23 protein-coding genes are annotated in these 20253 nt (G+C 35.9%); 9 read left to right on the plus strand and 14 right to left on the minus strand.

The genetic code is table 11. The features are described 5' to 3' along the window. Positions 1–82: 82 nt before the first annotated feature. The 5 genes from M947_RS19420 to M947_RS19440 all read right to left on the minus strand — a co-directional run bounded on the left by M947_RS19420 (position 83) and on the right by M947_RS19440 (position 4193). Positions 83–940 (minus strand): damage-control phosphatase ARMT1 family protein, encoded by an 858-nt coding sequence (locus tag M947_RS19420; protein WP_021287787.1) that lies wholly within the window; start codon positions 938–940, stop codon positions 83–85. A gap of 105 nt (positions 941–1045) precedes the next feature. Beyond that, positions 1046–1516, minus strand: coding sequence for a DUF3972 domain-containing protein (locus M947_RS19425; RefSeq protein ID WP_021287788.1), 471 nt, complete (start codon positions 1514–1516; stop codon positions 1046–1048). A gap of 15 nt (positions 1517–1531) precedes the next feature. Next, positions 1532–2032, minus strand: a complete 501-nt coding sequence (gene purE, locus M947_RS19430) for a 5-(carboxyamino)imidazole ribonucleotide mutase (RefSeq protein ID WP_021287789.1) — start codon at positions 2030–2032, stop codon at positions 1532–1534. 182 nt (positions 2033–2214) lie between these two features. Next, positions 2215–3507 (minus strand): peptidase U32 family protein, encoded by a 1293-nt coding sequence (locus tag M947_RS19435; protein ID WP_021287790.1) that lies wholly within the window; start codon positions 3505–3507, stop codon positions 2215–2217. Continuing rightward, complete coding sequence (locus M947_RS19440; RefSeq protein ID WP_021287791.1) at positions 3507–4193, minus strand: hypothetical protein; 687 nt, start codon at positions 4191–4193, stop codon at positions 3507–3509. The genes M947_RS19435 and M947_RS19440 overlap by 1 nt, the downstream gene beginning before the upstream one ends. Before the next feature lie 79 nt (positions 4194–4272). On the opposite strand from M947_RS19440, the gene M947_RS19445 reads away from it, so the two are divergent. Beyond that, on the plus strand, positions 4273–5052 hold the full coding sequence (locus M947_RS19445) for a histidinol-phosphatase HisJ family protein (protein ID WP_021287792.1): 780 nt from the start codon (positions 4273–4275) through the stop codon (positions 5050–5052). Here M947_RS19445 and M947_RS19450 read toward each other — a convergent pair. Beyond that, positions 5049–5492 carry a globin domain-containing protein gene (locus tag M947_RS19450; protein WP_021287793.1) on the minus strand — a complete coding sequence of 148 codons (444 nt, stop codon included), beginning with the start codon at positions 5490–5492 and terminating at the stop codon, positions 5049–5051. The genes M947_RS19445 and M947_RS19450 overlap by 4 nt on opposite strands. A gap of 209 nt (positions 5493–5701) precedes the next feature. Here M947_RS19450 and trxA point away from each other — a divergent pair, with 209 nt between their 5' ends. The 6 genes from trxA (at position 5702) to mnmL (ending at position 11039) form a co-directional block, all read left to right on the plus strand. Continuing rightward, on the plus strand, positions 5702–6022 hold the full coding sequence (gene trxA / locus M947_RS19455; RefSeq protein ID WP_021287794.1) for a thioredoxin: 321 nt from the start codon (positions 5702–5704) through the stop codon (positions 6020–6022). 17 nt (positions 6023–6039) lie between these two features. Further along, the gene (locus tag M947_RS19460) at positions 6040–6528 is read left to right on the plus strand and encodes a hypothetical protein (protein WP_021287795.1); all 489 of its coding nucleotides are present in this window, start codon (positions 6040–6042) and stop codon (positions 6526–6528) included. Positions 6529–6655: 127 nt separating this feature from the next. Next, positions 6656–7594, plus strand: coding sequence for a thioredoxin-disulfide reductase (gene trxB, locus M947_RS19465; RefSeq protein WP_031348020.1), 939 nt, complete (start codon positions 6656–6658; stop codon positions 7592–7594). A 225-nt stretch (positions 7595–7819) separates the two neighbouring features. Next, a complete protein-coding gene (dapB, locus tag M947_RS19470) occupies positions 7820–8587 on the plus strand; it encodes a 4-hydroxy-tetrahydrodipicolinate reductase (protein WP_021287797.1) in 768 nt (255 codons plus the stop codon). Between the two features lie 69 nt (positions 8588–8656). After that, positions 8657–10012, plus strand: coding sequence for an amidophosphoribosyltransferase (purF, locus tag M947_RS19475; protein ID WP_021287798.1), 1356 nt, complete (start codon positions 8657–8659; stop codon positions 10010–10012). Between the two features lie 67 nt (positions 10013–10079). Next, positions 10080–11039, plus strand: coding sequence for a tRNA modification radical SAM protein MnmL/YtqA (gene mnmL, locus M947_RS19480; protein ID WP_031348021.1), 960 nt, complete (start codon positions 10080–10082; stop codon positions 11037–11039). Here mnmL and M947_RS19485 read toward each other — a convergent pair. The 6 genes from M947_RS19485 to M947_RS19510 form a co-directional block, all read right to left on the minus strand. Continuing rightward, positions 11036–11590 carry a DUF2393 family protein gene (locus M947_RS19485; protein ID WP_021287800.1) on the minus strand — a complete coding sequence of 185 codons (555 nt, stop codon included), beginning with the start codon at positions 11588–11590 and terminating at the stop codon, positions 11036–11038. The two genes, mnmL and M947_RS19485, sit on opposite strands and share 4 nt — an antisense overlap. Further along, the gene (locus M947_RS19490; protein WP_021287801.1) at positions 11581–12093 is read right to left on the minus strand and encodes a DUF2393 domain-containing protein; all 513 of its coding nucleotides are present in this window, start codon (positions 12091–12093) and stop codon (positions 11581–11583) included. The genes M947_RS19485 and M947_RS19490 overlap by 10 nt, the downstream gene beginning before the upstream one ends. Positions 12094–12099: 6 nt before the next feature. Then, a complete protein-coding gene (hisIE, locus tag M947_RS19495) occupies positions 12100–12786 on the minus strand; it encodes a bifunctional phosphoribosyl-AMP cyclohydrolase/phosphoribosyl-ATP diphosphatase HisIE (protein ID WP_021287802.1) in 687 nt (228 codons plus the stop codon). Continuing rightward, positions 12786–13877 (minus strand): prohibitin family protein, encoded by a 1092-nt coding sequence (locus M947_RS19500; protein WP_031348022.1) that lies wholly within the window; start codon positions 13875–13877, stop codon positions 12786–12788. Before M947_RS19500 ends, hisIE begins: the two co-directional genes overlap by 1 nt. Before the next feature lie 53 nt (positions 13878–13930). Continuing rightward, complete coding sequence (locus M947_RS19505; protein ID WP_021287804.1) at positions 13931–14857, minus strand: branched-chain amino acid transaminase; 927 nt, start codon at positions 14855–14857, stop codon at positions 13931–13933. 143 nt (positions 14858–15000) lie between these two features. Further along, positions 15001–16239, minus strand: coding sequence for a hypothetical protein (locus M947_RS19510; protein WP_021287805.1), 1239 nt, complete (start codon positions 16237–16239; stop codon positions 15001–15003). A 106-nt stretch (positions 16240–16345) separates the two neighbouring features. Here M947_RS19510 and M947_RS19515 point away from each other — a divergent pair, with 106 nt between their 5' ends. Beyond that, a complete protein-coding gene (locus M947_RS19515; protein ID WP_021287806.1) occupies positions 16346–16624 on the plus strand; it encodes a DnaJ domain-containing protein in 279 nt (92 codons plus the stop codon). On the opposite strand, the gene ppk2 (M947_RS19520) is transcribed toward M947_RS19515, so the two are convergent. After that, complete coding sequence (gene ppk2, locus M947_RS19520) at positions 16614–17519, minus strand: polyphosphate kinase 2 (protein ID WP_021287807.1); 906 nt, start codon at positions 17517–17519, stop codon at positions 16614–16616. The genes M947_RS19515 and ppk2 (M947_RS19520) overlap by 11 nt on opposite strands. A 13-nt stretch (positions 17520–17532) precedes the next feature. Further along, positions 17533–18423: a polyphosphate kinase 2 gene (gene ppk2, locus M947_RS19525; RefSeq protein WP_021287808.1), complete on the minus strand. Its 891-nt coding sequence runs from the start codon at positions 18421–18423 to the stop codon at positions 17533–17535. A 297-nt stretch (positions 18424–18720) separates the two neighbouring features. Between ppk2 (M947_RS19525) and glnA the strand changes: the two genes are divergently transcribed. Further along, complete coding sequence (gene glnA, locus M947_RS19530) at positions 18721–20151, plus strand: type I glutamate--ammonia ligase (RefSeq protein WP_021287809.1); 1431 nt, start codon at positions 18721–18723, stop codon at positions 20149–20151. The last annotated feature ends 102 nt before the right edge of the window (positions 20152–20253 follow it).

Here is a 20253-nt window from a genome sequence, read left to right on the forward strand (position 1 = left end):
TCTGAGAACTTAAAAACGAGAAGAGTTTGTCACGCCTTCCGAGAGAGTGTACCAGAGACTCTTATTTCATAAATTTTCGCAATTATATCATTTTACAGATTATATCGCCCACACTTTTACCCAAAGAAGATGCTACAACCTCGCACTTTACTTTGAGTAAAAAGCAGAGATTTTTTCTGTGAGTATCATTTAGGCACTCATAATTTCCCATGCCTTTAGTTATTACCAAATCAGCACTGTCAAAAAGCTCTTTTGAGTGGGCATTTGCACGATTATATGAAAATCCGGGAGTGTTAACTCCGCTATCTACTAAAGAGCAAAGCTCGTCAAACCCAGCCTCTTTTGCCTCTTTTATAGTTACATCATTTATGATGGGATTTCCTCTAACCATATATGAGTAGTGTGCATCTGGATATAACTCTTTTAATGTTCTTACAAACATATAATCAAAAATATGCTCACCAACATTGTCGCCAATAATTAAAACACTCTTTGCATCTTTTAGCTTTGCTCGAAGTGACTCAAAGTCATCATGAGTAAAGTCTGTCTCAAAGACTTTTGAGAGCTCTTCTTCTAGGTCAAACTCAACAACTGCTGCTAAATCTATAACATTTCCAGCTACTGCTATTTTTGTTGCAGTTAAGAGTTTATCAGGAGAGCTTAAAAGTTTTTTCTCTAAAAGGGGAACAAACGAGAGTGCTTTTTGTGTTGAGAGTGCTTTTACCTTATCATATAAGTCCTCTTTATTTGCTAAGAGAGCCATTTTTTCATAAACATCTGCGGCTATCTCTGGAGGATTTTTCTCATATGAAAACTCTTTGCTCATCTCCTTGATACTTGAAGTTATCTTCTGTCTTAAATCTTGCGGAGCGTCTATTGCATCGCATACTCTATAACTTTGATTGACTATGCAATCAACACAAGCTTTATCTATTGTCATATTTGCAAACCTTATATTTCTCAAAAAACTTGTTTTTTGTAGCTTTAGGAGGTTGTATGGACTTTAGTCCATGCCGTTATAGTGAGCTTTGCTCATTATAGACTATTAAGTAGTATGTTCGTCTATCGCTTTGTTCCACATAAGCTTGTACTTTCTTCTCATAAACTCAACTTCTTGTTGAGAGAGTTTTAACTGCTCTTGAAGTGTATGAATGGTCTTTCTATCTTCATCATAAAGCTCTTGAAGTGAGCCTAGAGCCTCTCTTAAAAAGGTGTTTTCAGTTCTTACGGCTTCTAGGGTTTCATCTTTTGCATCTAGGACTTTTTCATGAAGGTTGATTATGGTGCCTATAGTTTTTTCTACAAACTCAGGTTGGACTAACATCTCTTTTGTGTTTCTAGCGGAGAGCTCTTTTAGTTTAGCCGGAACCACATTTTGTGAGCCTTTGGATGGATCTATCATTCTGATGCCATCTTTAACTTCTACTGTTAGTTTTCCACGCGCGCACAAATCATCAATAGCATCCATATCAAGGCCTGTGAGTTCCATATATTCTTCATCGCTCATCCACTTCATGAATATTCCTTTAATTTACGCTTTTATTATTGTCTCTATCTCTAGTGAATCTATCTCAACTTTTTTAGCCTTAGAGATTCTATCTTCTTGTAGCTTTACTGCCAACTCTTCATTGTCAAGTGCTAAAATTTGCATCGCTAGATATGCGGAGTTGATGGCTCCAGCTTTACCTATTGCCACAGTAGCAACTGGCATTCCAGCTGGCATTTGAACAGTTGAGAGAAGTGCATCTATCCCACTTAGTGCCGATGCTGACATTGGTACACCGATAATGGGTTTAACCGTTTTAGAAGATAACACGCCAGCTAAGTGTGCAGCCATTCCAGCTGCTGCAATAAAGACTTGAGCGCCTTTTTTCTCCGCTTCTATAATATACTTTGCGGTCCTCTCAGGCGAGCGATGAGCTGAGGAGATAATCATCTCATAGTTTACTCCAAAAGCCTCTAGTGTGTCAGAACACGACTTCATTACTTCATAATCACTCTTGCTACCCATTACAATTGATACAAATCTCATCTAATTTTTTCCTTCTATAAAGTTACAGATATAACTTTATCTACATTTATTTTATTTTAAACTGAACCCTCTATTCTATAGACTAGATTCCGTGTCAAGCACGGAATGACGGAACACGCGTCATCCTGAACTTGATTCAGGATCTAGCTTGACAATTGTTTAACATTAACTCACACACTTTTTTATCTCTTTGGATATGTTCCCATATCTTCATGGGCCTTTATTCTAAAAAAAGTATATGGGGCAAACTTCGTTGGTAATGTTATAGGATTGACATTTCCACTATGAACCTCTTCCCAGACTTTGCCATTTTTAGCTCTTAACATTTTTAGCTTTAAGTAGACTACGCCATCTCTTTCATATGTTGTGCCTATCTCATTATCAACTAACTCTATTTTTGAGTTTTTTGGAGCTACTACTTCAAGCTCACCATTTGGAAGAGTTTTATATTTACACATAAAAAACTCTCCACTTTCATCAGCTTGTCCACTTACTTGATGCGTGCCTAGCTGCATAGTAAAGTCTAAACTTTGTGTATCATGTTTTTCAAAAGGTCTTGAGATTAAGTAAGCATCTGTATAGCCACGATTTTGTAGACTCTCTAGCTCGTACTGATATTTTCTAGCCTCATACTTGTCATCATAGTAGTCATCTATGGCATTTCTATATGCTTTTGCAGTTACTGCCGCGTAGTAAGATGTTTTTGTTCGACCTTCTATCTTTAGAGAATCTACAACTCCGCTATCTAGTATCTCATCTATATGAGAGGCAAGATTTAAGTCCTTTGAGTTCATAATATAAGTCCCAACGCCCTCATCTTCTTCTAACTTAAAAAGTGTTCCCGTTTCAGGATTTGCAGCATAGATCTCATAAGGAAATCTACAATCATTAGCACAACTTCCACGATTTGGAACTCGCCCACTTTGAAGAGTAGAGATAAGGCATCTTCCACTATATGCAAAACACATAGAACCATGAACAAAAACTTCAAGCTCTAGATCTGGAAGCTCTTTTTTTATAGCTACAAGGTCTTTTAGCGAAATCTCACGAGCCGTAATAATTCTAGTTGCCCCCATCTCATAAAAGATTTTTGCATCTAAAACATTCATAACATTTGCTTGAGTTGATAGATGTATTGGGATTTGTGGAGCTAACTCATGGGCTAATTTTAAAACACCTGGAGTAGCGACTATAAAAGCATCAGGTTCTAACTCTGCCATAGCTAATATATGTTTTTTTAAAAGTGATAGTTGAGAGTTAAAAGGAAAGCCATTTATAGTTGCATAGACTTTTTTACCTCGAGCATGAGCATAGTCGATACCCTCTTTAAACTCTTCCATACTAAACTCTTTTCCAGAGCGTATCCTGAGTGAGAAGTGGCTTACTCCACCATAAACAGCATCAGCACCAAAGTCAAGTGCTATTTTTAGTTTCTCTAGAGTCCCTGCAGGGGAGAGTAGTTCAACTCTGCTCATTATTTTCCAAACTGCTCTAGTAGTGCTTCGATATCATCAGTAGATGCCAACTCATTATGCGTATCGCCTGCGATATGTTGAGCAGATGAGACTCTTTTTTCGTCTTCTATCTTACCTTCAAAAAGAGTGTTCATATATTTTGAAAGTGCGCGCATTACATTTATAACTCGCTCTATCTTTTGACGGTGAATATCTTGATATTGCATAATATCCATTACATTCATAATAGAGTCGCCACTATTTTGTAGTGCTTCTAAAGTTTGATTTATATCTTCTTGTGCTGCTTCATTTTTTTCTAACTGAGTCTTAAAAGCTTCAACATCAGGAAATTTTGCACTAAGCTTGCTAAAGAGTTCAATATTTGAAACTATAACCTCTAAAGCATTTTGGGTGTTTGATTCTTTTTCCATCAAATCATTACTAATAGCCTCAATGATGTCAAAAATCTCACTAGCTTTTTCTTCACCCTCTTTTGTTACATCATCTAGCTGATGCACCATCTTATTTTCATCCGTAGCAGGTAGTGGCCAATGATGAGATGTTTTTTCACTATATCCAGCAGGAACACCACTATCTGCTAAGCTCTCATCAAGCTCTTTATCATCTGATTCTTTTACATCATCTTCAAAATCATCAAAATCATCGATTTCTCCATTCATCATAGCATCTAATTCTTCTTGAGTCATTTTTGTTTTCCCTAGCCAAATTTATTTATTGTCACTATAATAGCATAAAATTCTATAAGTTTTATTTCAGAGGCACAAAATGATAGTCGATTTACACAACCATACTCCGCTTTGCAACCACGCTGAGGGAGAACTGTTTAAATATGTTGAAAAAGCCCTTGCAACTGGTACAAAACAGTTTGGTTTTGCAGATCATGCACCTATGAAGTTTGATACAAAATATCGTATGAAGTTTGATGAAATGAAAAGCTATGAAAAAGAAGTTCTAGATTTAAGAGATAAGTACAAAAATAAAATAGATATCCTTTTAGCTTATGAAGTTGATTTTCTTAATGGTTATATGGATAAAAGAGTATTAGAAGCAGATGTTGACTATCTCATAGGCTCTGTTCATTTTATAGATGAGTGGGGATTTGACAACCCTGAGTTTATCGGTCATTATGAGCATGAAGACATAGATATTATTTGGCAAAAATATTTTGATGCCGTAAGAGATATGGCAAAGAGTGGACTCTTTGATATAGTAGGACATCTTGATTTGATAAAAGTGTTTAAATTTATGCCAAAAAAAGATATAAGTCTCATTGCAAAAGAGACACTACAAGCTATAAAAGATGCAGATATGGTTATAGAGTTAAATATGGCAGGATTTAGAAAACCAGTGGCTGAACAATATCCTTCCATCAGCCTCTTAAAAGATGCTTATAGGCTAAATATTCCTATCACTTTTAGCTCAGATGCACACAAACCAGAACAGGTCTCTCTCTTTGCTAAAGAACTTGTAAATCTTGCAAGAGATGTGGGTTATCAAGAGTGTGCAACCTTTAAAAAAAGAAAAAGAGAGATGCTAAAATTTTAGCTTTTAGTATTTACAAGCCACATAGAAAACACATCTAAATAATTCCAAAAACTCTCTATATACTCCTCCGTAATCCCTTCATCAACAAGAGCCTCTAGAAGTGGAGCATAGAGAGCCAACCATGTTTTTCTACCATTTTCATCGATTCGAAATGGGGCATGTCTTCCAACCATTCTAGGTTCGCCACGACTCAGTTCGAAATATCTAGGTCCACCACAAATCTGGATAAGAAAATCAAAAGCATGTTGCTTTGCATCATCAAAATCCTCTTCATCATATATAGGAAATAAAAAAGCAATGTCGCTTGTCTTTATAGACTCGTAATGGTCATAAACCAGCTTTTTAAATCTCTCCTCTCCTACCTCATGTAAAAAACCAGGATGTGGTTTTGTGACCGGTGGTCTAACACCTATTTGTCCATCGCTTATTGTTAGTTTCATAAAAAACCCTTAAAAAATTTGTTAAAATTATACAAAAAAAAAGAAACAAGGATCGGCGTATCGCTAAACTTTATTTGGCCTACTAAAGCACATAAACCCTATTTTTTTCTTCTTAGCATATTCTATAAAATATTTGCAAAAATTTATAAAGTCCTTTTAAAGATTAGCTTTGTATAATACTTCCATATAAATTTAATAAGGAAATTGTGATGAGTAAATATATAGAATTAACTAGTGCAGATTTTGAAGCAACTTTAAGTGAAGGTGTATCTTTAGTAGACTTTTGGGCTCCATGGTGTGGACCTTGTCGTATGATTGCACCTGTGATTGAAGAGTTAGCGGAAGACTTTGATGGTAAGGCTAAAATTTGTAAAGTAAACACTGATGAAGAGCAAGATATCGCTGTTAAATTTGGTATCCGCTCTATTCCAACTATCATGTTTTTTAAAGATGGCGAAATGGTAGATCAAGTTGTTGGAGCACAGTCAAAACAAGCTCTAGCTGAAAAAATCAACGCTCTTTTAGCGTAACGTAAAGAGTTTAAGTAGTGTCAAGAGTAAGAGGCAAAAGCCTCTTTTCTCTCTCTACTCTTCTAGCTTCGTTTTTTGGTGCCGCTATGATAGCTGGTGCTTTTGCTTACTTCAACTATAAATTTTCAGAGTACAAGTTCATAGATTTTAAGGAGTTTGTTTTTTATGAAAAAAGCGATGTTTTTCTTCCAGAAGAAGAAAAGTATATAGTTGTCTTTTATAGCTCTAAAGATCCAAACACTATGGACTTACTCTCTCAAACAAAACTTAAGCTCCCAATACTAGCAATCGACTACTACAATGAAGTTAGACAAAACAGTGAGGGTACTACTTTTTTAAGAAGTGGAACAAAGACTTCACTAAGCTTTATCCAACGCTTTAATATCTACGAATCCCCTTCTATTTTTTTTATAAAAAAATCACAAGAGCAGATTTATAAACAAGATAGTATGATACGAAAATTAGATAATTTGCAAGAATTGTCAAAAAATGTTGATTTATTATAATTCTAACTCAATAGGTTTAGTGCCACAACGGTTTAGCAATGGTATTTTAGCTTCGTTTTAGTGCTATCATAAGTGTAAGATGAAGAGTTTTTTTCATCTTATAAAGTAAAATTAAGGAATAAAGATGATTTTAGATTGTGCAATTATAGGTGGTGGACCCGCTGGTCTTACAGCTGGGCTCTATACTACTCGCGGTGGTTTAGAAAATGTTGTGATGTTTGAAAAAGGAATGCCTGGTGGGCAAATTACTCAAAGTTCAGAGATAGAAAACTATCCAGGTGCAACTGGTGAGATTACTGGTATGGAACTTATGGAACCATGGCCTAAGCAGTGTCAAAGATTTGGTCTAAAACACGAAATGGTAGAAGTTACAAGAGTACGTAAAGATGGTGACTTGTTTAAAATACATAAAGGTGATGGAACAGTTACTGATGCACATAGTGTTATCATAGCAACTGGCTCATCTCCAAGACGTGCTGACTTTGCTGGAGAAGATGAATTTTTTGGAAAAGGTGTAAGCACTTGTGCAACTTGTGATGGATTTTTCTACAAAGGAAAAGAAGTAGCTGTTATCGGTGGTGGAGACACTGCTCTAGAAGAAGCACTATATTTGGCAAAAATATGTTCTAAAGTATATCTGATTCATAGAAGAGATACATTTAGAGCATCTCCAAACACTGTAAAGAGAGTTGAAAAATCTGAAAAGATAGAGCTAGTTTTAAACTCTACTCCTGATGAAGTCTATGGAGATAAGATGGGAGTAACTGGCATTAGAGTTAAAAACAAAGATGGCGAGCTTCGCGACATCGAGGTTCCAGGTGTATTTACTTTTGTTGGAAATGATGTAAACAACCAAACTCTAAAACAAGAAGATGGTAGCTTTTTATGCGATATGAACGACAAGGGTGAAGTTATAGTTGATATTAGCATGAACACTTCTGTAAAAGGTCTCTTTGCGGCAGGAGATATGAGAATAGCAGCTCCAAAGCAAGTTGTAAGTGCAGCTGGAGATGGTGCAGTAGCAGCTCTTCAAGCTATCTCTTTTGTAGATGAAAAACTAGGCTAAAAGAGGCACAAGTGCCGAGGGCTTCCTGCCGAAGGAATCCAAGCGATAGCGTAGGTAGCGGAATTACTTCCGATACCGTGACAAAATAAGCAGAGGCACAAGTGCCGAGGGCTTCCTGCCGAAGGAATCCAAGCGATAGCGTAGGTAGCGGAATTACTTCCGATACCGTGACAAATAAATGAAGGGTTTCCTTCATTTTACAAAGTAAAATTAAGGAATTTTTGTATGGTAAAAGTTGGAGTTTTTGGGGCAAATGGTAGAGTTGGGCAACTAGTCATAGATGATTTAAAAAAGACTGATGATATTAGTCTGAGTTCAGTATTTGTTAGAGAGAAACTAAACTTCTCTATAGACCCATCAATCCTAGTTAGCACGAATGTAAAATCATTTTTAAAAGCTTGTGATATTGTTATAGATTTCTCTCTTCCTAAAGCTTGTGAAACCTTACTTGAAGCTGCCATAGAGACTCCTACGCCTCTTGTTATTGGCACTACAGGATTAAGTATGCATCAGCTAAATCTAATAAAGCAAGCAAGTGAAAGCATGCCAGTCCTTTACGCTACAAATATGTCTTTAGGTGTAGCACTTTTAAACAAACTAGTACACCAAGCATCAGCTGCGTTAGAGGGTTTTGATATAGAGATAGTTGAGATGCACCATAAACATAAAAAAGATGCACCAAGTGGAACCGCACTAACTCTAGGTGAATCAGCAGCAACTGCCCGTGGACTTGACTTAAATAACGTTCGCATAAGTGGAAGAGATGGAAACATTGGCGAGCGCACTAAAGATGAAATATCTGTTATGGCTCTAAGAGGTGGAGATATTGTAGGTCGTCATACTGTTGGCTTTTACAATGATGGAGAGTTTATAGAGCTAAACCATACTGCAACTTCTAGAAACACCTTTAGTAAGGGAGCTATAAGAGCTGCCTCGTGGCTTGTAGGAAAAGAAATTGGACTTTACTCCATAAGTGATTGCTTGGAGTTATAAGTATTATAAAAAATTTAAGACAATTCAAGTATACTTCCAAAATAGTTATACTCTAAACAAGGAAAAATTTTGCGAGAAGATGTTAATGAAAAGTGTGCAGTTGTAGGTATTTACGGTCATAAAGAAGCTTCAAGATTAGCTTATTTTGCACTTCATGCACTTCAACATCGTGGACAAGAAGCGGCAGGAATAAGCTCCGCTGATGGGGAAAAACTCTACACTATTAAAAAGCGTGGATTAGTTATGCGTGTTTTTGATGAAGCAAAATTAAAAACACTTAGCGGATCTAGTGCTATTGGACATACTCGCTATTCAACCGCTGGAAATGACTCTATTTTAGATGCTCAACCAGTATTTGCCAGATATGATTTAGGCGAAATGGCAATAGTTCACAATGGAAATCTTACAAATGCTGATGAGATTAGAAATAGACTTATAGAAAAAGGTGCGATTTTTCAAACATTTATGGATACAGAAAATCTTATCCACCTTATAGCAAAAAGTGAGCAAAAAAAACTTCTAGCTAGAATTATAGATGCAGTTCAAAGAATTGAGGGTGCATTTTCACTTGTATTTTTAAGCAGAACAAAAATGTTTGCAATGCGTGATAGACACGGTTTCCGCCCTCTTAGTCTAGGTCTTCTTCCAAATGGTGGATATATTGTTGCATCTGAGACCTGTGCTTTTGACTTGGTTGGTGCTGAGTTTATAAGAGATGTGGAGCCCGGCGAACTTCTGATTTTTGAAGAAGGCAAAGAGCCAAAAAGCATAAAAATCTTTGAACCAACTCCAAAACACTGTATTTTTGAGTATGTTTACTTTTCAAGGCCAGACTCCAAAGTCTTTGGTCAATCAGTATATCAAACAAGAAAAGCTATGGGAAGAGAGTTAGCACATATAAAGCCAGTTGAAGCTGACTTAGTTATTCCTGTTCCTGATGGTGGAGTTCCAGCTGCAATTGGATACAGCCAAGAGAGTGGTATTCCTTATGAGATGGGGATTATGAGAAATCACTACATTGGTCGGACATTTATTGAACCAACTCAAGAGATGCGTGATCTTAAAGTAAAGATGAAACTCTCGCCTATGACAGATATTATCAAGGGTAAAAGAGTTATTGTTATCGATGACTCCATTGTTCGTGGAACCACTTCAAGAAGAATAGTAAGAATGTTAAAAGAAGCAGGAGCTAGTGAGGTCCACATGCGCGTATCCTCTCCTCCAACCACAGACCCTTGTTATTATGGAGTTGACACTCCAAACAAAGACAAACTAATAGCTGCAAATATGAGCGTAGATGCAATATGCGAATTCATTGGAGCTGACTCTTTGGCTTACTTAGATGAAGCATCGCTTCTTAGAAGCGTAAACACTAATGAAGACAACTACTGTACAGCCTGCTTTACTGGCAAATACATCGTTTAAAATTACTTCTATTTTTTGATACAAAATAACCTTAGATAAAGAGTTCGTGATGATAAGGAAAAAAAAAGTGCAACAAATCTATACTTTTGGTAACTACTTAAAGTCCAAATACGGATGCAAAGTTTATAAAGTTGGCATAAATATATCTGGTTTTACTTGCCCTAACATAGACGGAACAGTTGCAAAAGGTGGTTGCACCTTTTGTCAAAATGACTCTTTTAGTGCAAGCACTGGTGAGACTCAAGAGCTAAAAGGTTTTCATCTAAATCTCACATCAACACATAACCCAAACTTACAAAAACAGCTTTTACAACTTCAAACTCAGTTTGATGCCATCTCAAAGAGACAACAAGTTGAGTATGGAGCCGAAAAGTTTTTAGTATATTTTCAATCTTTTACAAACACTTATGCGCCATTTGAGACTCTAAAGGCTCTTTATGACAGAGCTCTCTCATTTAAAAATGTAGTAGGACTTAGCATTGGTACTCGCAGTGACAGCATAACGGATGAGACATTAGAATACTTAGCCAAACTAAATGAGGACAAAGAGATTTGGGTAGAGTTTGGCATTCAATCTATCTATGATGAGACACTCCAAAAGATAAACCGCGGTCATACAAGCCAAATGAATAAAGAGTGGATAAAAAAGTCTAAAAAACTAGGATTAAATGTTTGTGGGCACCTTATATTTGGACTTCCAGGTGAAACACAAGAGATGATGCTAGAAACTGCTAAAGAGGCTTATGAATGGGGTATAGACTCTGTTAAATACCACCCTCTGTATGTTGTTAAAAGAACTTCTTTAGCAAATGATTTCCTAAAAGGAAAGTTCACACCTATTAGTGAAGACGCTTATCTTGAAGTTTTAACTAAAGCACTAAAGATGAAGCCTCAAAATGTAACAGTGCAAAGGGTTACTGCTGGTATAGATGACTCATCACTGCTCTCACCTGATTGGTGTAGAGATAAAAATTCACAAATTAGAAATATAAACAAAGCCCTAAGACCGCATGAACTTAAATATTAGTGTCCTTTGACTGTAACAAAGTCTGCAACCTGCCTAAAATATGGTGGCCAATCAAAATAGACCCTAAATGGCTCTGCTTGACCTGGTTTTAAGTTTCTTGCAACTACAAACTCTTTTATTATGGTTTGCGGTTTATATGAAAGATTTGCTCCGCCAGTAAAAAAACCAAAAAATCCGCTTGATTTGAAAAAACTTCCACCCTTTACATTTCCTGTAGCATGCCCTTTGTTTACAAGCTTAATCTCAACTATAACCTCACCAATTTCATGATTACCATCGTTTTTGACTATTCCACTGTATGAGATTTTTTCTATACTTAAAAGTCTTTTGCTCTCAACTTTAAATATAGACACTTTTTTGGTGTACTTATCTACTATAACTATTGAAAAAACTCCTAATAGTGTGCTTATAAGAACTGTAGATACTACTATAGGAAAAACAAGCTTTTTATCTTTTTGCTTATATGCTGAGAAGATTCCACCTGCACAAATCAAAACTACTATCAGTAAAGCTATATAGTGCCAATAATTAAGTAGAGTTATTAGTTGCATTTTGCTCCGATAGTGATATTATAATCACCTTCATAATTAAAAGGTTCTACTATTATCTTAAACTCCCTACTCTCACCTATGTCTATATTTTTCTCTGTTATTTTGCTCGTCACTATTGGTTTAAATGAGAAGATATAGTTTTTAAATTTATTTGAAGTCACTTTTATAGCGCTTGCTTTGATGCTACATCTTTTAAAAAATCTCTTTGACTCATTTGTGAGGAGTCCTTTAACAACTATAGCATTGTTAAAATTAAGCTTTTTCTCACTGAGTAATTCTGTTTTATGTTTATATAGATACTCATGCATCTTAACATATCCAAAAGTTGGAGCTAAAAAGAGGATACCAAATGACAGCAGAATTACTACAACAGCGATGGCTGTCTTTCGTCTAAGTAAAATCCCTAAAATGATTAGAAGAATAAAGAGTATAAAAGAACTACCAAAGAGGATAAAGTCATAAACAATAAGCTCATTTACAAAGGTAGTTATCTGTGTTTTCATATCTCTTTAGTTACTTCTTGAATTTTTCTCAGCTATCCCACTCATATCAAATCTTCGAGAGAGCTCTTGCTTAATCCGCTCAGGAGAGATATTTTTAACTCCAAGAGCTACAAGCATATGGTAGGTCAAATCCGCTGCTTCATATATCACCTCATGCTCATCATCATCTTTATAGGCTAAACAAAACTCACCTGCTTCTTCTATAACTTTTTTGAGTATAGCGTTATCACCTTTAGAGATAAGTGCTGCTGTCCATGAGCTACTAGTATCTGCACTCTTTCGCTCTTGGATTGTGTGGTAGAGCGTGTCTATAACTCCATACATCTCTTTAGTATCAACTTCTACATCGGTGCTTGTTTTAAGTGATTCTAACTCTGTAAAAAAACAAGATCTTCTTCCTGTATGACATGCTACACCCTCTTGAATCACTTTTATAAGAAGTGTGTCATTATCACAGTCTATATAAAAAGAGTCTATCTTTTGAATGTGCCCGCTTGATTCGCCCTTTTTCCAGATGCGTTGTTTACTTCTTGAGAAGTAGTGAGCTATTTTAGTGCTAAGAGACAACTCTAATGCTTCTTTGTTCATATAGGCCATCATCAAGACTTCATTGTTTTTGATATCTTGGACTATAACTGGCAAAAGATCACACTTTTGCCAATCCACTCTCTCTAAAGAGTTAAGAATACTCATTACTCAGCCGTTGTTCTTTTCTTAACATCTTTTGTATCAACCCAGATATTTGGAGTTGAACCACCAGGTGTTAAAAATATTTTTGCATCTGTATTTATTTGTAGTGCTTCGTTAAACTTACCTTGTATTTTTAACTGCTCAAGCTCTAAAAGTTTAGAGGTTAATGATTTTGCGATAAGTATGTTTGCCTTAGCTTTTGCATCAGCTTCAATAGTTACAGCGTCAGCTATACCTTGAGCTTCAATTCTCTTCTTTTGAGCTATACCTTCTGCTTCTGCGGCACGTCTAAGTGCCTCTTGTTTAGCTCTTGCAACCTGTTGCTCTGCTCTTTGAACTTCTTGCTTTGCAACTTGAACACGCTCAATTTGTTCTCTTACTTTTATAGGAAGACCTATCTCACGAAGTTGAACTGATTGCAAATCCGCTGGAGTATTTTCAAGGTTTGAGACACTCTTTCTCACATCTCTATCTATCTCTTGAGCTATTTGACTTCTAAGTTGTGGAAGTGATTCTGCATCATACTTACCTACAACACTACGAACAACATCTCTTACAACTGGAGTGATAATCTTCTCTTCCCAGCTAAAGCCCCAGTTTGAAATAGTTTGAGCTGCAAACTGAGAGTTTAGTCTATACTGAACAGTTAGCTCTATGGTAACAGGAAGACCTCTTTTATCCAAAACTGTAATAGCTGGTTTAGAGCCTATTCCAGAACTCATTCCGGCATTAGCTTCAACGCGAGTAGCATAGTTGATGATACGGACTTTAGTATCAACTACATAAACCTTTTGAATCACTGGAACTATAAAGTGCAGACCTGGTAGAAGTGCCTGATCTTGGTACTTACCATTTGTACTCAAAATTCCTCTCTCACCCTCTTGAATGATGGTAAAAGGTTTTGCTAATACCAGCAAAAGTACTACTGCGATTAAAAAGTAAGCTATGCCCGCTTTACCACCACCAAAGTTAAAATCCATCTTAGGCAGCTGTGGACCACCTCCCCCGCCACTAGAGCCTCTACCCGATTTTTGACTAGACTCACTACTCTGGCTTTTTTTCTTATTAAAGTAATCATTCATATCTGATGCCATTAAAATATTATCCTCTTTCATTTTTATTGTTTCCTTGATTTTATTTATCTCTCTTAACACCCATCAACATAAGTCAAATAGTGCGCATACTTTTCATTACGACCAAAAACTATATCGAAGTAAGCACTTTGTAGTTTTTCTGTCATTTCTCCTCGAGAACCATTGCCTATCTCTCTTGCATCTACTATTCTAACAGGTGTTATCTCAGCTGCTGTTCCTGTTAAAAATGCCTCATCTGCGATGTATACTTCTTCTCTAGAGATTTTACGACGCTCCACTTTTATGCCTAAATCTTGTGCTATCTCTATAACTGTTTTTTGACTTATAGAAATAAGGGCATTGTCACTAGGAGGAGTTATTAAAACACCATCTGCTACCATAAAGAAACTAGCTCCTGAAGCTTCTGCAACATAGCCTTGGTCATCTAAAAGCAAGGCTTCATCATAGCCACAATCAATAGCCTCATACTTTGCCATCTGGGAGTTTAGATAGTTAGCTGTTGCTTTTGCTTTACCCATGTTTGAAGTGTTTGATGGTCTATTCATTGAGGCAATTTTTAACTTAATGCCTTTTTGAAGTCCCTCTTCACCTAGATAAGCGCCCCACTCCCATGCACTCATAACAGTCTCAACTGGAGCATTTTTGTGATAAACGCCCATAACACCATAGCCCAGAAATGCAAAAGGACGAATATAGACATTATCACCCGTAAACTCATTCATTTTTACAAGTTGTATTTGAGCTCTGTTCATCTCATCAATACTATAAGGAATATCTATCAAAGTCATTTTAGCTGACTCTTTTAGTCTCTTTGTATGGTCATTTAGGCGAAAAATCGCATAACCTTTTTTAGTTTTATAGGCTTTTGTGCCTTCAATTACACCGTTTCCATAATGAATTGTGTGTGAAAGTACATGTACTTTTGCATCATGCCAAGCTACAAACTCTCCATTCATCCAAATATATTTGGCTGCGTCCATTGATTCTCCAATAATCACTTTTAAAATTGATGGTATTTTAGCCAAATTGCTATTTATTAAGTATTAAGTGTGTTTTTAAGAGTTTAAATAGCGAGATATGAGAGAGTGTTAAGCTCATAAAACTGAGCTTAACTAGATTGATTTTACCAATGAACCTCTGCAGTTATCATAGCAGAGTCCCAATCTTGAGCTACTGAACCTTTATAGCTTCTATTATCACTTGCTCTATATGATTGACCTGAGAGCAACCATTTTAGATTTTTATTTTGTTGCCAAGCTAGACCATAAATGGCACTGTTAGTTTTGTTTTTTTCTTTACTAACTTCATTTTCTGACTCCCAAACATCATAACGACCAATAATAGAAAACTCTTTTTTACTTCCAAAACGAAAGCTAGAGTTTATAGAGTAACCCTCACCATTAAACTGACTTGTTCCTAAGCCTTTATCCGCTCCATCATTATCTGCTTGAACATATTGTGCCGCTATTAAAAAGTTTGGTATGTTGTAAACAGTATGAAGTCCTAATATTTTGTAGTCATAAACTTTATTAACACCATTTACTATAACTTCATTTTGAGAGTTATCCATGTTGTATTGCCCATAAAAGGAAGCATCAAAGTAGCTATCTTTTGTAGGTTTTCTTTTCATTTTACCATTTCCTAAAAAAGCACCTGTTAATCTCCACTCAGCAGAGTTTCCAGAACCGATTTCCTCTTCAGTACCATTTTTACCATGGTAGCCCTCACCATTAAATATACCTATCTCAGATGTAAAATAATCAGTTTTAGTTTTAAAGTTAAAACCTAAATCTGCAGAGTTTGTAAGATGAGCTGCTTCACTAGCTTCAATGAAAACTTTGGATATTGAACGCATCCACCAACCTTGATGCTCTTCATAATCAATCCAAGGACGATGTGCCATACCTATCTCAACACCAGTAAATGGTAAAATATCATCTAAATAAATGTAGGCATATTTAGCAAAAATATCTGCATAGTCATCTTTACCAGAACTATACACAGTATCTAAGGTGACACGTAAGTAAGACTTAGGATCCTCAAGTAAATAAGCTTTAACTTGAAGATAGTTTCTTCTAAGTTCAAAGTTTCCAGTTGACTTTTGAGCTATTGGACCACCATCAGAAGCACTTAAATTTTTCTTATCTTGATATATATAGCCCAAATAGTGTGTACCACTAAACTGAAGTTTTGAGCTTTTTGAAAAAAGTGGAGTCTCTTTACTCTTTAGCTCTACTCTACCATCAGCTGGTGTTGTAAAAACTTGACCTTTATCGTCCGTATAAAGCTTAATATCGCTCGCATCTGCCTCAAGAGCAGATATTGTTAATACTGCCAAAGATATCAAGATGGTTTTTTTCATTTTTTGATTTTCCTTTTTTAAATTTGTGCAAGTATAAAATAATTTTATTACATCAAGATTACATTAATTTAGTTATAGGTAATATATAAGGATTTAAAGGATATTTATGCGTTATGAAGATTTTGACAAAGCGTTAGAGAGTTTAAACATAGTTACAAGGATGACTCAAAGTGAGCTAAAAAACCAATATCTAAGACTATCAAAAAAATACCATCCAGATATGCCTGATGGAAGTGATGAGAGGTTTAAAGAGATTTCAGAAGCATACAAGCTCATACGAAATTATATGAGAAATTATAGATTTTCACTAGATAAAGATGAGTTTGACTCTCAAAATCCTCTCTCAAATAGGCCAGACGACTGGTTTAAAAGTTTTAACTCTTGATCTCTTCTTTAAGCGAGTACTGAAACATTTTCTCCATGGCAATTGCTTCATCTCGTCCATATACTATGATTTCATCATCAACTTTTAGCTCTTTGTTTGGTATTTGGTCTTTGTACTCAACAAAGTTTAGTATGTGTTTGATGCAGTTTAGTCTTGCTTTTTTCTTGTTGTCACTCTTTACTATAGTCCACGGTGCAAAATCTGTATGAGTTTGACTTAGCATCATATACTTTGCAAGTGAGTACTCATTCCAAAGTCTTTGTGACTCTTTGTCAACTGTTGAGAATTTATGCTGTTTTAGTGGGTCCGTCTCTCTAGCTTTAAACCTTTTTGCTTGTTCATCTTTTGAAACTGAGAAGTAAAACTTAAAAATTTTTATATCTTCATCGACTATCATATCTTCAAACTTTGGTGCATCTTTTAAAAACTGATGATGCTGTCTCTCTGTACAAAAGCCCATTACAGGCTCTACCATAGCTCTGTTATACCAACTCCTATCAAAGATTACAATCTCTCCAGCAGTTGGCAAGTGTTGCACATATCTTTGAAAATACCACTGGGTTTTTTCTATATCACTTGGTTTTTCTAAGGCTACAACTCTGGCACCCCTAGGATTTAGATTTTCGGTGATCCTTTTTATTGTCCCACCTTTTCCAGCAGCATCACGTCCCTCAAAGATCATAATAACTTTCAAACCATTTGCCTTGATATGGTTTTGAAGTTTTAAAAGTTCTATTTGAAGCTTTGCTAGCTCTTTTTCATAAGCGAGGGTCTCTTCTTTAACCCAGACTTGAACCCTGCCTGTTTTTTTACCCTCTCTTCTGTCGTCTTTGCTCTGTCTTCTGTCTTTTTCTCTTCTATCTTTTTGTCTTTTTCTTTTCTCTTTTTCTTTCACGCTTGATTTCCTTTTAACCTATAAATTTACCAGTACTTGTAACCTGAGCATCCATAATCTCTATCTCTCTAGCGCCTGAGATAACGATTTCTGGATTTGGAGAGTAGTTTAAATGTTCATCTCTTCCCTCATAATCGACCTTGTTGAGTATGACTTTTAGTGACTCTAGTCTTGCAAGCTGTTTATTATTTGAACGAATAATAGTCCATGGAGCACTATGAGAGTGAGTCTGCTTTATCATGTTGTACTTTGTCTGGGTAAATTCATCCCATTTATCTTGAGCTTGAAGGTCTATCTCACTAAGCTTCCACTGTCTGAGTGGGTCATTTTGTCGTCTTTGAAATCTTCTAGCTTGCTCAGCTTTTGTAACACTATAGTAAAGCTTTACTAGTATAATGCCTTGACGAACAAGATCATTTTCAAACCCTTTTACACCCTTCATAAAGTCATCGTACTCTTTTTTAGTACAAAAATTAAAAACAGACTCAACCATAGCTCTGTTGTACCAACTTCTATCAAAAAGAACTATCTCTCCAGCTGTAGGAAAGTGTCGTACATATTTTTGGTAAAACCATTGTGTTCTTTGCTCCTCTGTAGGTTTTCCAAGGGCTACTATCCTATAATGCTTCTCATCCATATATCTTGTAACCCTTCTTATAGTTCCACCTTTTCCAGCGGCATCACGTCCCTCAAAGAGAATAATCATCTTTTGATCTGTGTTTTCAAGATGTTTTTGCAGTTTTATAAGCTCAGCCTGATACGGTTTTAACTTCTGCTCATTGATTCTTTTAAGTTCTACCTTACTTCTTATTTTTTTTGAAGATTTTGACTTTTTGTAGCCTTTAATGAGTTCATCAAGCGTAACCTCAACTCCATCAACTCTAAAGATATTTTGCTGCTTCATCTATATAAAATCCTTACGTCTTTTTTATTAAGTATACATATATTATTCTTGATATTTTCTTCAATTTATAAATACTAAATGCTATGAAAAATTATCAAATGGATCCCAAATCTAGTTTATAAATTAATCATAGGACTCTACTATAAACTAGAAACAACCCAATATTTCTTTTTACTCTCTTGTAACATTCTTTACAAAAATAAAGACTTAAAGTGATGAATTTTTACACAATAGTAGAGCTAGGATTAAATATTTTTGAGATATACTAACACCCATTATAAATCATAGGGAGAAATAATGGGAAAGTTTGTTAACACCACCGAGGAGTTTTTTACTTTTTGTGAAGAACATGATGTTGGATTTGTAGATTTTAGATTTACAGACATTAAAGGTACATGGCACCATGTAAGCTATAGGATGTCTGCTGTAACTACAGAACAATTAGAAGAAGGTTTACCTTTTGATGGCTCATCTATAGAAGCTTGGCAACCTATCAACAAGTCTGATATGCTTCTAAGACCAGATGTAAAAACTGCTTTTTTAGATCCTTTTACTGCTGATCCAACTATCATCGTTTTTTGTGATGTTTATGACATATATAAAAATCAAGCTTATGAGAGATGTCCTCGCTCTATTGCAAAAGCAGCCTTAGAACATACTGAGTCTCTTGGAATTGCTGATACTGCATATTTTGGTCCTGAAAATGAATTTTTTATGTTTGATAACATAACTTTTGTTGACAATATCAACGAAGCAGGTTACAAAATCGATACTGAAGAGGGTGATTGGAACGCTAACAATCCATATACAGATATGTACAACACAGGTCACAGACCGGGAACTAAAGGTGGTTATTTTCCAGTAGCTCCATCTGATTCTGCTGTAGATATTCGTGCTGAGATGATGCAAGTATTAGAACAAGTTGGACTTGAAGTGGTGCTCGGTCACCATGAAGTAGCTCAAGGTCAACATGAAATAGGGATAGTTTTCTCAGATATTATAACTGCTGCTGATAATGTTCAAAAGTACAAATATGTCATAAAAATGGTAGCTCACCTAAATGGGAAAACTGCGACTTTTATGCCTAAACCAATGTTTGGCGACAATGGAAATGGTATGCATGTTCACCAATCTCTTTGGAAAGATGGTAAAAACCTATTTTATAAAAAAGGAAACTATGCAAATGTCTCTGAGATTGGTATACACTATGTTGGCGGTATCTTTAAACACGCTCGCTCAGTAGCAGCTTTTACAAACCCTACGACCAACTCATACAAAAGACTTCTTCCTGGATTTGAAGCACCAAATATTTTGGCTTACTCTTCTCAAAACCGCTCTGCATCTTGTAGAATCCCTTATGGTGCTGGAGAAAAGGCAACTCGTGTTGAGATGCGTTTTCCAGATTCAAGTGCTTGTCCATACCTAGCTTTTGCTGTAATGCTTATGGCAGGACTTGATGGTATAAAAAACAAAGATATTCCTACTGGACCTATGGATGAAAACTTATATGAACTCTCTTTAGATGAGATTCGCGAAAAAGGTATCCCTCAACTCCCACACACTCTTCGTGGTTCACTAGAGGCACTTTTTAGAGATTTCGACTACCTCAAACCTGTCTTTACTGATGAGTTTTTAGAAAGCTATAGACACTACAGATTTGAGAGAGATGTTTGGCCTGATGAAGGTCGTCCTACTGCCTATGAGTTTAAAACAACTTACCAATGCTAAAACAAATTCTCTAGCTTTAACGCTAGAGAGTAAAAATTAACTCTATATCTTTTGCCCTAAATCGCACTTTTTGCTATAATTTGGTTAAAGATTAATAGTTGG

The organism is Sulfurimonas hongkongensis, from assembly GCF_000445475.1.
GTDB lineage: Bacteria > Campylobacterota > Campylobacteria > Campylobacterales > Sulfurimonadaceae > Sulfurimonas > Sulfurimonas hongkongensis.